Source organism: Mariniflexile aquimaris (assembly GCF_042676825.1).
In the GTDB taxonomy this organism is placed as follows: Bacteria; Bacteroidota; Bacteroidia; order Flavobacteriales; family Flavobacteriaceae; genus Mariniflexile; species Mariniflexile aquimaris.
In genome coordinates, this window is record NZ_JBHTIB010000012.1 from 934,730 (window position 1) to 948,138 (window position 13,409).

General features: G+C 34.6%; 8 protein-coding genes and 2 tRNA genes. 4 read left to right on the plus strand and 6 right to left on the minus strand.

Annotation, left to right across the window (positions count from 1 at the left end):
• Nucleotides 1-173 precede the first annotated feature (173 nt).
• Complete coding sequence (locus ACFQ0I_RS12075) at nucleotides 174-569, plus strand: hotdog domain-containing protein (protein ID WP_379942601.1); 396 nt, start codon at nucleotides 174-176, stop codon at nucleotides 567-569.
• Nucleotides 570-722: 153 nt separating this feature from the next.
• On the opposite strand, the gene ACFQ0I_RS12080 is transcribed toward ACFQ0I_RS12075, so the two are convergent.
• The 3 genes from ACFQ0I_RS12080 to ACFQ0I_RS12090 all read right to left on the minus strand — a co-directional run bounded on the left by ACFQ0I_RS12080 (nucleotide 723) and on the right by ACFQ0I_RS12090 (nucleotide 3,046).
• Nucleotides 723-797 (minus strand) — tRNA-Pro (locus ACFQ0I_RS12080).
• Between the two features lie 20 nt (nucleotides 798-817).
• Nucleotides 818-901, minus strand: a tRNA-Ser gene (locus ACFQ0I_RS12085).
• Nucleotides 902-997: 96 nt separating this feature from the next.
• Nucleotides 998-3,046, minus strand: a complete 2,049-nt coding sequence (locus tag ACFQ0I_RS12090; RefSeq protein ID WP_379942603.1) for an HD family phosphohydrolase — start codon at nucleotides 3,044-3,046, stop codon at nucleotides 998-1,000.
• 127 nt (nucleotides 3,047-3,173) lie between these two features.
• On the opposite strand from ACFQ0I_RS12090, the gene ACFQ0I_RS12095 reads away from it, so the two are divergent.
• Together ACFQ0I_RS12095 and ACFQ0I_RS12100 are read left to right on the plus strand one after the other, a co-directional pair.
• Nucleotides 3,174-4,349 carry an acetyl-CoA C-acyltransferase gene (locus ACFQ0I_RS12095; protein WP_379942605.1) on the plus strand — a complete coding sequence of 392 codons (1,176 nt, stop codon included), beginning with the start codon at nucleotides 3,174-3,176 and terminating at the stop codon, nucleotides 4,347-4,349.
• Nucleotides 4,350-4,478: 129 nt separating this feature from the next.
• Nucleotides 4,479-5,228 carry a C40 family peptidase gene (locus tag ACFQ0I_RS12100; RefSeq protein ID WP_379942607.1) on the plus strand — a complete coding sequence of 250 codons (750 nt, stop codon included), beginning with the start codon at nucleotides 4,479-4,481 and terminating at the stop codon, nucleotides 5,226-5,228.
• A 151-nt stretch (nucleotides 5,229-5,379) separates the two neighbouring features.
• Here the strand turns inward: ACFQ0I_RS12100 and ACFQ0I_RS12105 are convergent, their stop codons facing one another.
• Both ACFQ0I_RS12105 and gyrA read right to left on the minus strand, forming a co-directional pair.
• Nucleotides 5,380-6,633: a tetratricopeptide repeat protein gene (locus ACFQ0I_RS12105; RefSeq protein ID WP_379942609.1), complete on the minus strand. Its 1,254-nt coding sequence runs from the start codon at nucleotides 6,631-6,633 to the stop codon at nucleotides 5,380-5,382.
• Nucleotides 6,634-6,650: 17 nt separating this feature from the next.
• Nucleotides 6,651-9,215, minus strand: a complete 2,565-nt coding sequence (gene gyrA, locus ACFQ0I_RS12110; RefSeq protein WP_379942611.1) for a DNA gyrase subunit A — start codon at nucleotides 9,213-9,215, stop codon at nucleotides 6,651-6,653.
• Between the two features lie 259 nt (nucleotides 9,216-9,474).
• On the opposite strand from gyrA, the gene ACFQ0I_RS12115 reads away from it, so the two are divergent.
• Nucleotides 9,475-12,024: an ATP-dependent Clp protease ATP-binding subunit gene (locus ACFQ0I_RS12115; RefSeq protein WP_379942613.1), complete on the plus strand. Its 2,550-nt coding sequence runs from the start codon at nucleotides 9,475-9,477 to the stop codon at nucleotides 12,022-12,024.
• Between the two features lie 66 nt (nucleotides 12,025-12,090).
• On the opposite strand, the gene ACFQ0I_RS12120 is transcribed toward ACFQ0I_RS12115, so the two are convergent.
• Nucleotides 12,091-13,392 (minus strand): MFS transporter, encoded by a 1,302-nt coding sequence (locus ACFQ0I_RS12120; protein WP_379942615.1) that lies wholly within the window; start codon nucleotides 13,390-13,392, stop codon nucleotides 12,091-12,093.
• Between the last annotated feature and the right edge of the window lie 17 nt (nucleotides 13,393-13,409).

The following is a 13,409-nucleotide window of genomic DNA, read 5'->3' on the forward strand; positions in this document are numbered from 1 at the left end:
ATCCATTTGTTATGTTAATTATCTGTTATGTTAATTATCTATTTACCAAAAGTTAATTCCTAAAAACACATCAACAGGGAATCGCTAGAAAGTTTCGAAATAAACCAGAATACACACAATAAATCCATGCTTTTTCACAAAAACATGATTTAAAAAATAAAATTATTTATAAAATGCAACAAAATACACATCTAAAAACATCAAACGAACTTGTTGGAACTGTTATCTCCATTGAAGAAAATAAGGCTACCGTACAATTAAAAATATCAGAAAATATGGCTGTTGATTCCGTAGGATTAGCGCACGGAGGCTTCACTTTTGGTTTAGCTGATTATGCGGCAATGGTGGCAACCAATCACCCTAATGTTGTGTTGGGTAAGGCTGAAGTGAAATTTATAAAACCTACTGTAGTTGGAGATTTATTAACCGCTGAAGCTGTAATTTCAGAAAAAGTTAACCCTGTTAAATCTGCCGTTTCGGTTACCGTTAAAAATCAAAATGAAGTAGTAGTGTTTGAAGGTGACTTTATTTGTTTTTCATTAGACAAACACGTGTTGCAGAATTTATAAATAGACAACCATATTTAAAAAAATAATTTTGCTATCCGATTTGTTGTCCTTTTTTCACAGCATTTTACAATTAATTTCGGATTCAATAAAAATCAAAAAACCTGTTAATCATATGATTAACAGGTTTTTTATTGTGATTGATATACTAAAAAGTCGGGGTGGCAGGATTCGAACCTGCGACCTCCTGCTCCCAAAGCAGGCGCGATAACCGGGCTACGCTACACCCCGATTTGGTTATCTTTAAATTGCGGAGAGACGGGGACTCGAACCCCGGCGACAGTTACCCGTCGACAGATTAGCAATCTGCTCCATTACCACTCTGGCACCTCTCCTAGTACATTAAATGAACTTGTGCAATAAAATTGCGGTTGCAAATGTAATCTATACATAATAAGAACGCAACTATTTTATTTACTTTTTTATAAAAATTATTCAGGGTATTCTATTCGTAAATGGTAAATGTTTGCAAGCTTGTGTTTTAACACCTTTTTTATAGATTGTATCTCTTTAAAAGTAATATTCGCGTTTAAAAACTGACCTTCCTCAATCTGCTTATCTACAATACTTTCAACAAAAGCATCAATTTTTGTAGATGTTGGTTCCTTCAAACTTTTTGAAGCAGCTTCAACGCTATCACACATCATTAAAATGGCTGTTTCTTTACTAAATGGTTTCGGTCCCGGATAACAAAAATCTGCTTTATTTACCGCTTCAATATCTTTTTTCTCCTTCATATAAAAATAATACACGGTACTTGTGCCATGATGCGTTCTAATAAAGTCGATAACGCGGTCTGGTAAATTATATTTTTTAGCAATTTCAATGCCGTCAATTACATGCGAAATTATTATTCGTGCACTTTCTTTAGATGATAATTCATCGTGCGGGTTTATGCCGGTGGATTGATTTTCGGTAAAATACGTTGGATTTTTCATTTTACCAATGTCGTGATACAACGCTCCAACCCTAACCAGCATCGCATTGGCGCCAATCTCATTTGCGGAGGCTTCAGCAAGATTCGCTACATTTAAGGAGTGATGAAACGTTCCTGGAGCTTTATTAGAAAGTTCTTTTAAAAGTGTTGAATTGGTATCTGAAAGCTCTAATAACGATACATCGGAAACCAAACCAAAAATCTTTTCGTATGCATAAATTAAAGGCTGAACAAAAAGTGTCGCAAGTCCACTTAATATAAACCAGATAAACATTTCCCATTGAATATTCTCTACACTTCCTTCATGAATTACATAAAATGCAAAATAAGCCACGATATATACAGAGGTTATTTGACCTACCGAAATAAACAAATTAGCACGCTTATATAGTTCTGATACAGTTAAAATGGTTACGATACCCGCAAGTATTTGAAGAAACATATATTCATAACTATTAGGCACAATAAACCCTAATAATAATACAGTTATTACATGTGCAAACATCCCTAAACGTGCATCAAAAAAGGCCTTAAATATTAAGGGTAAAATACAAATAGGAACCACGTAGATAAACTTGGAATCGTAATTTACAACCAGTGTGGTTATAAATATCATTAAGAAGATATTAAAGAAAATAAAGGTGACTTTAGTATTATTTTCAAATACTTCTCTTCGATACTTTCTTAAAAACAAATACAACATAAGTAGTGCCAGCGCTACTAATAAGGTATAAGCAAATATAATCCAGTTATAATTTGATTTTCCCCACTCCTGAGATTCAAACTCCGATTGTAACGATTTTAATATTTGAAACCTTTCGGCATCAACGACTTCTCCTTTCGAAATAATTAATGTTCCTTTTTCAACACTACCTCTTACTAATGCAATTTTATTTAAATCTTCCTGTAATGCCTTTTCTGTAAACGACTTATTAAATACAAGGTTCGGTTCAATCAGGTCAAAAAATAATGAAATGAAATTCTTTTTATATTTAATTAAATTGTGTTTTAAGAGTGATTTCTCGATTATGGGCGTTATGGCATCTTGTTTTATTATTTCAGAAAAAAAGCCTTCTTGTTTTTTAACCCGATCTTCAAGAATTACGATACTACTGGTTTCAGAAAAATTATAACTCTCCCCTAATACGCCAACTATATAAAATTCTGATATAATTTCTTGTCCGACCTTAAATAAACTATTGTAAGTTACCCGCGGTAAGGAATCGGAGAACATTTTTTTAAATTGAGCTGCAAAAGATTGAGTAACCCGAGTTTTAACTGAGTTGTCTAAATCGAAATACAACACCGAGTTATTTGCAATTTCCTGCTTTTCTTGTGTTAATTCGGCATCATTCTTTTTTATTGCAAAATCAAAAGGCGCTAATAATACTTCCGATTGCCAGGGTTTTCCTTTTTCAAAATTATATTTAAACTTTCCGCTTTTAGGAAATAAATACACTATTAAAAAAGTTGTACAGATAAACAACAAACCTTTATATATAAAGGAATGGTTTCTGTATAATTTATTTATAAAGTCTTCCATTTAAAAAGTTAAGGAAACCAAATGTAATAAAATTATATACTTCTAGCATTCTTTATAATGCAGGAATCGTTCAAATTTCTACTAAAAAATGATTATTTTCGCATGTACTAAGCATAAGTAAGAACTAATGAACAAAGAAGTCGTAATTGTTTCTGCAGCAAGAACGCCCATAGGTAGTTTTATGGGCGCATTATCAACCATTCCAGCACCTCAACTTGGAGCTATCGCCATAAAAGGTGCGTTGAACAAAATAAACCTTAATCCAGCTTTGGTTGACGAAGTTTTAATGGGTCAGGTTATTCAAGCAGGTGCGGGTCAAGCACCAGCAAGACAAGCTGCCATTTATGCGGGAATTCCCAATACGGTGCCATGTACTACTGTTAATAAAGTTTGTGCGTCGGGCATGAAGGCTGTTATGCAAGCGGCTCAAAGTATTGCCAATGGCGATGCGCATATTATTGTTGCAGGTGGTATGGAAAATATGAGTTTGATTCCACATTATTTATATGCCAGAACGGGTACGAAATTCGGACCAACATCGCTTATTGATGGTATGCAAAAAGATGGCTTAGTGGATGCCTACGACCAAAATGCCATGGGTGTTTGTGCTGATGCCTGCGCTACCGAATATAAATTTACCAGAGAAGACCAAGATGCTTTCGCAATACAGTCGTACAAACGGTCTGCGGCTGCATGGGATGCTGGAAAATTTGACAATGAAGTAGTTCCTGTAGAAGTTCCGCAACGCCGAGGCGAACCTGTAATAGTAAGTAAAGATGAAGAATTTACTAACGTAAAATTAGATAAAATCCCGCAATTACGACCTGCTTTTACTAAAGATGGCACCGTAACTGCTGCGAACGCTTCTACCATTAACGACGGCGCTGGTGCGATGATTTTAATGAGTAAAGAGAAAGCTCAAGAACTAGGTTTAAAACCACTCGCAACGATTAAAAGTTTTGCTGATGCTGCCCACCAACCAGAATGGTTTACAACGGCACCTGCAAAAGCATTACCAAAAGCCTTAGATAAAGCCGGAATTACACTGGAAGATGTTGATTTTTTTGAATTTAACGAAGCGTTTTCTGTGGTTGGTTTGGCAAATATGAAAATTCTTGGACTTCATGATACGAACGTTAACGTAAATGGTGGCGCCGTGTCGCTTGGGCATCCGCTGGGTTGTTCGGGTGTTAGAATCATAATTACCTTATTAAATGTATTACAACAAAACAACGCTAAAATTGGTGCTGCAGCCATTTGTAATGGTGGTGGCGGCGCTTCGGCAATTATAATAGAACGTTAACATTATTTTTTAATTGAATAGTATTTATTTTAAGATGGTTTATTACTCGAAGTTTTTATTACGAATGTGTATTGTATGTTTCATGGTATTTCAAAATATAATTATCAATAAGCAATAGACAATAATTATATGCAATACGGAATTTGTAATTTAAGCATTGTTCCTTTAAGATTTGATGCTTCTGATAAAAGCGAATTAGTTTCGCAAGTGCTTTATGGCGACATTTTTAAAATTTTAGAACAGCGCAAACAATGGAGCAGAATAAGAATTTCTTTTGATGGTTATGAAGGTTGGATTGATAACAAACAGTATGTAGAAATAACCGAAGAAAACTATCAAAAAATACATAAAGGAAACCTAAAACTATCTATAGACTTGGTTGAGTTTATCCAAGACACAAATAGCCAATTACATCCCATTATTTTAGGTTCGTCTTTAAACGGCTTATCGTTATTAAATCATTCTCATGATGGTCATATAGTAACGGGTAAAAAACCCAAAGAAAACATTATTGAAACCTCATTTTTATATTTAAATGCCCCCTATTTATGGGGAGGCAAAACGCCCTTTGGAATAGATTGTTCGGGTTTTACCCAAATGGTTTATAAATTAAATGGCTATAAACTTTTACGCGATGCTTCACAGCAAGCCTCCCAAGGAGAAGCTTTAAGTTTTATTGAGGAAAGTGAACCCGGAGACCTAGCGTTTTTTGATAATAGTGAAGGCATCATTACGCATGTTGGCATTATTATGAAAGATAATTACATTATCCATGCACACGGAAAAGTTAGAATAGATAGATTAGACCATTCTGGAATATATAATGTCGATAAAAAAATACACACCCATAAATTACGCGTTATAAAAAAGGTCATATAATCTGTTTTTTAGCGTTCCTTAAACATTACTCGAAGCCTGAAAATGTAATTAGTTAACACGAAATTATATTCAACATAAGTCAAAGAAAAAACACCAAAATAAAAAAGCCGCTAAAAGCGGCTTCTTCATTTTATTAGAAAAATATTAATTGTTATTCTGCAGCTTCAAGTGCATCCACTTTTACTTTCATTTCTTTAAACTTAGCAGTCTCACCAACAATATTGTAAATATTCATTAATGTTTTAGCTGCACTAATATTTTTAGCATCTATTTCTAATGCTTTAGTTAAAAAAGGAATGGCATCTTTATATAATTCTTGACGTTGTGTTTTTAACTCTTCGTATCTTAAATCGTCTTTTTTAGAATTTCCTAAACCATTCATTTCTTTAATTAATGGCTCTTCTTTAGATAAAATTAAAGCCGCTAAATTAATATAGGCATTGATATAATTTGGATTTAATTCAATACATTTTTGGTAATAAGCTCTAGCTTCTTTTGCATGACCAGACTCTGCAGAGATTACTCCTAAATTATATTGTAACTCTGGATTGTTAGGATCCATTTTAGTAGCTTCCTCTAACAAAGTTTTAAACTGCTCGATATTACCTAATTTATAGTAAATATTTGCTTCAGAAAGTATTAAGTTAATATCGGTAGGACTTTCTGCTCTTGCATCTTTCATGGCTTTTAGTGCCTCGTCATCTTTACCTTGACTTACATAAATAAGCGCCACATTTTTAGCGATTTCTGGTTTTTTAGATTCTGAAAGTCTTTGCCCTGGATTCGTATGGGTTTTTGTTTTAACAGACATGTCTCTAATATCCTTGTTAGCAAAAATCTCTTCTTCATTTTTACTTACATCGGTTGCATAGTACTGCTTTTCAATACCTGTATATCCTAATGCTTTTAATTCTTCGTATAAGCCTAAAGCTCTATCATACTCCTGAACATTCACTGCGGTAGCAGCCGCGTAATATAAGAATGTAGTATCTCGTGGACTTAAGCGATATGCTTTTTCAAAGTATTTTGATGATGTAGAAAAATCTTTTTTCTCGTAATAACTATTTCCTTTAGTTAAGATACCATTAACCATGGTTTGTTTTAAGGTAGTAACCTCAGAATCAAGAGAACCTTGTACTTTATTTAAACTTTCTAATGCAGCATCAATATCTTTTATGCTTCCAGCGCCGTTAGCATATAATGTCTCTGCATTTAAATAATAATATTGAGCTTTTAGTTTATCATCCATCGATGACATTAAAGCTTCTGCTTGTTTTAATGCTGCCTTAGCTTCAGCGAAATTATTTCCTTTTATAGCCTTTTCAGCCGTTTTCAATTCTTTTTTCTGTGCAAATGAAAATGCACATATTGAAAATGTTAAAGCTATGATAATCTGTTTTTTCATTTTTAGTAATATTTAATTTAATTTTCCGTGTTATTTTCGTCTATGTTTGTATCAAGAGTTGTGCCATCGTTGGTATCTTCACTATTTTCAATACCTTCGGATGTTTCTACTTCATCATCCTCATCGCGCATTACTTTGGCAACCGCCGCAATGGAATCGTTGTTTTTAAGGTTTATAAGTTTAACACCTTGTGTAGCTCTACCCATTACTCTTAAATCTTTCACTTCAAGTCTTATGGCAATACCAGATTTATTGATAATCATTAAATCATCATTATCTGTTACACTTTTAATGGCCACTAATTTACCAGTTTTTTCTGTAATTGAAATGGTTTTCACCCCTTTTCCACCGCGATTGGTAATTCTATATACTGGCTCACCATCTTCTGGATCATCAATGTAAGTACGTTTTCCGTATCCATTTTCTGAAACCACTAATACCGACTCTTCTTGTGGGTTTTCAATAGTTACCATACCAATAACTTCATCGTTTTTATCGGCAAGTGTGATACCTCGAACACCAGATGCACTTCTACCCATTGGGCGCGTTTTTGCTTCTTCAAAACGAATGGCCTTACCAGATTTAAGCGCTAACATCACTTGGCTATTACCAGTTGTTAACCTTGCTTCTAATAAAATATCGTCTTCTTTAATAGTGATGGCATTAATACCGTTTGTTCGTGGACGCGAATATTGCTCTAATGATGTCTTTTTAACCTGACCTTGCTTCGTAGCCATAATTACATAATGACTGTTTATATAGTCTTCGTCCTTAAGGTCTTGCGTACAGATAAATGCTTTAACCGCATCATCTTGCTCAATATTTATTAAATTTTGAATTGCTCTACCTTTCGATGTTTTGCTTCCTTCTGGTATTTCGTAAACACGCATCCAGAAACATTTTCCTTTTTGAGTGAAGAACAACATATATTGATGATTCGTACCAACAAATAAATGCTCTAAGAAATCTTCGTTTCTGGTTGTTGATGCTTTTTGACCAACACCGCCTCTGTTTTGTGTTTTATATTCTGATAATGAAGTGCGTTTAATATAACCAGCGTGCGAAATAGTGATAACCACTTTTTCATCGGCAATCATATCTTCAATACTTAAATCACCTCCGGCATACTCAATAACTGAACGACGTTCATCTCCGTATTTTTCTCTTACTTCAACTAATTCGTTCTTAATAATTTCCATTCGACGCTCTTTTTTATCTAAGATATCTTTTAAGTCGATGATAAGTTTCATTATATCTTCATACTCTGAACGCAGTTTATCCTGCTCTAAACCAGTAAGTTGACGCAAACGCATCTCAACAATGGCTTTCGCTTGTATTTCAGATAATTCGAAACGTTTTATTAAATTTTCTCTTGCTTCGTCTGCATTTGAAGATGCTCTGATTATGGCAATTACTTCATCTATATTATCTGAAGCAATGATTAATCCTTCTAATATATGTGCACGTTCTTCCGCTTTGCGTAATTCGTATGTTGTACGTCTAACAACAACTTCGTGTCTGTGCTCAACAAAATAGTGTATTAACTCTTTTAAGTTTAACAACTGCGGACGCCCGTTTACCAATGCAATATTGTTTACACTAAAAGACGACTGTAACGCTGTGTATTTGTATAATTTATTAAGAACGATATTTGGAATAGCATCGCGTTTTAAAACATATACGATACGCATCCCGTTTCTATCAGATTCGTCACGTATTGTAGCAATGCCTTCTAGTTTTTTCTCGTTAACCAAATCGGCAGTCTTCTTAATCATGTCCGCCTTATTGGTCTGATAAGGTATTTCGGTTACAATAATACACTCTCTCCCTTGAACTTCTTCAATATTTGCTTTTCCACGAACAACAATTCGTCCTCTACCGGTATGAAACGCTTCTTTTACGCCATCGTAACCATAAATAGTTCCTCCTGTTGGAAAATCTGGAGCTTTAACGTGCTTTATAAGCTCATCTATTTCAATATCGTTGTTTTCGATGTAAGCAATGGTACCATTAACCACCTCGGTTAAGTTATGAGGCGGCATATTTGTAGCCATACCAACTGCAATACCCGAAGCTCCATTTACTAAAAGCCCTGGAATTCGTGTTGGTAATACCGTTGGTTCTTGTAAAGTATCGTCGAAATTAAGTTTATGATCTACTGTTTCTTTATCAATATCTGCCAACATGTCTTCAGATATTTTGCGCATACGTGCTTCTGTATAACGCATTGCCGCTGGACTATCGCCATCAATTGAGCCAAAATTTCCCTGGCCATCGACTAACATATATCGCAAACTCCACTCTTGCGCCATGCGCACCATAGCATCATACACCGAAGTATCTCCATGCGGGTGGTACTTTCCTAAAACTTCTCCAACTATTCTCGCTGATTTTTTGTGTGCACCTGTCGCTCTAACTCCCAATTCATGCATACCAAAAAGTACACGTCTGTGAACTGGTTTTAATCCGTCTCTTACATCTGGTAAAGCACGTGACACAATGACCGACATTGAGTAATCAATGTAAGCCGTTTTCATCTCATCTTCAATATTAATAGGGATCAATTTTTCTCCTTCTGCCATAAATAATTTAATTAAGTTTTATGAGTTTTTCAAAACATGCTAATATACGTATTTCAATAGTCAACATAAGCCTATTGAAGCTATTTTTTCGTGTTTTTTATTAACAATTATAGACGCTTTTTTCGTTAATAAATATGCCTTAAAAAATTTTGATTTTATAAACTTTTTTTCGTCAATTAGCAACTTTCACACATTTTAAGGTATAGTTTTTGCCGTTAGTAAAATGTTTTAGTATTTTTAATGCAGAAAGGAAACTGATATGGACGATAATTTTTCACCTAGAGTAAAGGATGTAATAGCTTATAGCAAAGAAGAAGCGCTACGATTAGGGCACGATTTTATAGGCACCGAGCACTTAATGCTTGGTCTATTGCGTGACGGCGATGGTAAAGCCATCAATATTTTAAACGCGTTAGATGTAGATTTAAACCATCTAAGACGCAAGGTTGAAATATTAAGTCCGGCAAACCCGAATATCTCGGCTGCAACAAATCAGAAAAAGAATTTACATCTTACAAGACAAGCAGAACGTGCTTTAAAAACAACTTTTCTAGAAGCTAAACTTTTTCAAAGTGCTTCTATTAATACAGCGCATCTATTGCTATGTATTTTAAGAAATGAAAACGACCCCACTACCAAGCTTTTAAATAAGCTTAAAGTTGATTACGACAATGTTAAAGAACAATTCAAACTTATGATTACAAACGATAGTGATTACATAGAACCAAAAGCCGAATCTTTTCAAGACGACGATTCGCATGCTGAAGATGGCGGTTCAAAAGATAATATTTTTAATAGTCCAACAGGAAAAACAAATAAAAAATCTAAAACACCTGTTTTAGATAATTTTGGTCGTGATCTAACAGTTTTGGCCGAAGAAGGCAAATTAGATCCAGTTGTGGGACGCGAAAAAGAAATTGAACGCGTTTCGCAAATTTTAAGTCGAAGAAAGAAAAACAATCCGCTTTTAATTGGCGAACCTGGAGTGGGTAAATCTGCTATAGCGGAAGGATTAGCGCTTAGAATTGTAAAGCGCAAAGTATCTAGAATACTTTTTAACAAGCGTGTAGTGACCTTAGATCTAGCAAGTCTTGTTGCGGGTACAAAATACCGTGGCCAGTTTGAAGAGCGTATGAAAGCGGTTATGAATGAGCTTGAAAAAAATGACGATGTTATTTTGTTTATCGACGAAATTCATACCATTGTAGGCGCTGGTGGTGCTACCGGAAGTTTAGATGCTTCAAACATGTTTAAACCAGCCTTAGCACGTGGCGAAATTCAATGTATAGGTGCTACAACCTTAGATGAATACAGACAATATATTGAAAAAGATGGTGCCTTAGAACGTCGTTTTCAAAAAGTAATCATCGAACCAACTTCGGTTGAAGAAACGATTGAAATTTTAAATAATATTAAATCTAAATACGAAGAACATCATAATGTTAATTATACACCAGAAGCGATTGAAGCTTGTGTTAAATTAACAAATCGGTATATGACAGAGCGTTTCTTACCAGATAAAGCGATTGATGCTTTAGATGAAGCCGGATCGCGAGTACACATTACCAATATTGAAGTTCCTAAGCAGATAATTGAACTTGAAAAACAACTTGAAATTGTAAAAGAAACAAAAAATTCGGTTGTTAAAAAGCAAAAATATGAAGAAGCTGCTAAACTTAGAGACGACGAAAAACGTCTGGAAAAAGAATTAGCTATAGCTCAAGAAAAATGGGAAGAAGACACCAAACAACATCGCGAAGAAGTTACAGAAGATAATGTGGCCGATGTGGTGTCTATGATGACTGGCATACCTGTAAACAGAATTGCCCAAACAGAGATTAATAAATTGGCCGAATTACCAAAACTTATCAAAGGAAAAGTTATTGGTCAGGACGAAGCGGTTGCTAAAGTTGCTAAAGCTATTCAACGAAACCGAGCTGGTTTAAAAGACCCTAACAAACCTATTGGTTCGTTTATATTTTTAGGTCAGACAGGTGTTGGAAAAACCCAATTAGCCAAAGTATTATCTCGTGAACTATTCGACAGCGAAGACGCACTTGTTCGTATAGACATGAGTGAATACATGGAGAAATTTGCAATCTCTAGATTAGTAGGTGCACCTCCAGGATACGTTGGCTATGAAGAAGGCGGACAATTAACCGAAAAAGTAAGACGTAAACCTTATGCAGTTATTCTTTTAGATGAAATTGAAAAAGCGCATCCAGACGTATTTAACATGCTATTGCAAGTACTTGATGATGGCTATTTAACCGATAGTTTAGGCAGAAAAATTGATTTTAGAAATACTATCATCATCATGACATCTAACATTGGAGCGCGTAAACTTAAAGATTTTGGAACCGGAATTGGTTTTGGAACATCATCTCAAAAAGCACAAGAAGATGCCAATGCGCGTGGGGTAATTGAAAACGCCTTGAAAAAATCGTTCGCACCAGAATTTTTAAATAGAATTGATGATGTGGTTATGTTTAACGCTTTAGAAAAAGAACACATCAACAAAATTATTGATATTGAACTTAATAAACTTTTAGTTAGAATTAAAGATTTAGGCTATACTCTAAAACTAAGTGATAAGGCTAAAGATTATATTGCAGAAAAAGGTTTCGATAAACAATATGGTGCTAGACCTCTAAAACGTGCGATTCAAAAATACATTGAAGATGCCTTAGCAGAAGAGATTATAACCTCTCATGTTGAAGAAGGTGATAGCATAATTATTGATTTAGATGAAACGACTCAAGAGCTTAAAATAAGTATTGAAAAAGCAGAAAAGCCAGCTCAATCTTAGTAAATATTTAATGCATAAACAAAAAACCACACGCCGTTGCGTGTGGTTTTTTTTATGCCTATTTCTTTAATTTGCTTGTTTCGGCACCCTAAATAATAAAATAATTCCTGCTAAAAAAAACAGAAATAAAAACAGAATACCATTACGCATGCTACCTGTTATCTGATCTATGGAAGCGAAAATAACCATTCCGATTACGATGCCTATTTTTTCGGCCACATCATAAAAGCTAAAGTAGGATGTTGTATCATCAGTTTCAGGCAAAAATTTTGAATACGTCGATCTTGCTAAAGCTTGTATACCACCCATAACCATACCCACTATAGAAGCTGCTAAGTAAAATTCCGCAGGTGTTTTCATAAAATACGCATAAAAACACAAAGACATCCAAATGGCATTTACAAAAATGAGTGTTTTTATGTTTCCAAATCTAGCTGAAGCTCTGGAAGTTAAGTATGCACCAACCACAGCTACTAATTGTATAATTAAAATGCTAACAATGAGTCCCGTAGTTTTCTCATCGTTACCTCCCCAGGCTATTTCTTCTTCTCCAAAATAAACCGCCACAAGCATGATGGTTTGTACCGCCATACTAAACACAAAAAAAGCATATAAATAGCGTTTTAACCTTAAATTTTGCTTGAGTTGGTTCCATACCAACTTTAATTCTTTTAAACCATTAAAAACAACTGTTGTTGTAACTTTATGACCTGAAGAAGTTCCTTTTGGTAAAAAATAAAATGAATATTGACTAAATAATGCCCACCACAAACCTACTGTTACAAAGGCATACCGCATCATCAAAATTTTTGATGCGCCATCATCCTGACTCATAACCATCGCTAAATTTATTATTAACAATATTACACTGCCAATATATCCTAAAGAAAACCCTTTGGCACTTATACTATCTTGCTGTTCTGGAAACGCTATGTCTGGCAAATAAGAATTATAGAACACCAAACTTCCCCAATACCCTATTAATCCCATAAAATAGAATATTAAACTTAAATGTATGCGATCGGGAGTAATATCAAACCAATACAACCCAATACAACCTGCGCTCCCAACATAACAAAAGAATTTCAAAAAATTCTTTTTGTTCCCTACATAATCGGCAATTCCTGAAAGGATGGGCGACAAAAAAGCCACCACTAAAAAAGTAAACGCAGTAACAAATGTTATTAAGGCGGTGCTTTTAAACTCAAATCCGAAAGCCTGAACTTTTTTTATTTCACTTAAAAATAACGCCGAATAAAATATTGGAAAAATGGACGATGCGATGGTTAATGTATAAACCGAATTTGCCCAATCGTAAAACGCCCACGCGTTCAAAAGTTTTTTGCTTCCTTTTTCTAATACTGCCATAATAAAAAAGCTGCTCT

Bases quoted from the DNA above. Each gene is read 5' to 3' on its own strand.
- ACFQ0I_RS12120 (WP_379942615.1), bottom strand. From the start codon at position 13,392: ATGGCAGTATTAGAAAAAGGAAGCAAAAAACTTTTGAACGCGTGGGCG.
- ACFQ0I_RS12095 (WP_379942605.1), top strand. From the start codon at position 3,174: ATGAACAAAGAAGTCGTAATTGTTTCTGCAGCAAGAACGCCCATAGGT.
- ACFQ0I_RS12075 (WP_379942601.1), top strand. From the start codon at position 174: ATGCAACAAAATACACATCTAAAAACATCAAACGAACTTGTTGGAACT.
- ACFQ0I_RS12115 (WP_379942613.1), top strand. From the start codon at position 9,475: ATGGACGATAATTTTTCACCTAGAGTAAAGGATGTAATAGCTTATAGC.
- ACFQ0I_RS12100 (WP_379942607.1), top strand. From the start codon at position 4,479: ATGCAATACGGAATTTGTAATTTAAGCATTGTTCCTTTAAGATTTGAT.
- gyrA (WP_379942611.1), bottom strand. From the start codon at position 9,215: ATGGCAGAAGGAGAAAAATTGATCCCTATTAATATTGAAGATGAGATG.
- ACFQ0I_RS12090 (WP_379942603.1), bottom strand. From the start codon at position 3,046: ATGGAAGACTTTATAAATAAATTATACAGAAACCATTCCTTTATATAT.
- ACFQ0I_RS12105 (WP_379942609.1), bottom strand. From the start codon at position 6,633: ATGAAAAAACAGATTATCATAGCTTTAACATTTTCAATATGTGCATTT.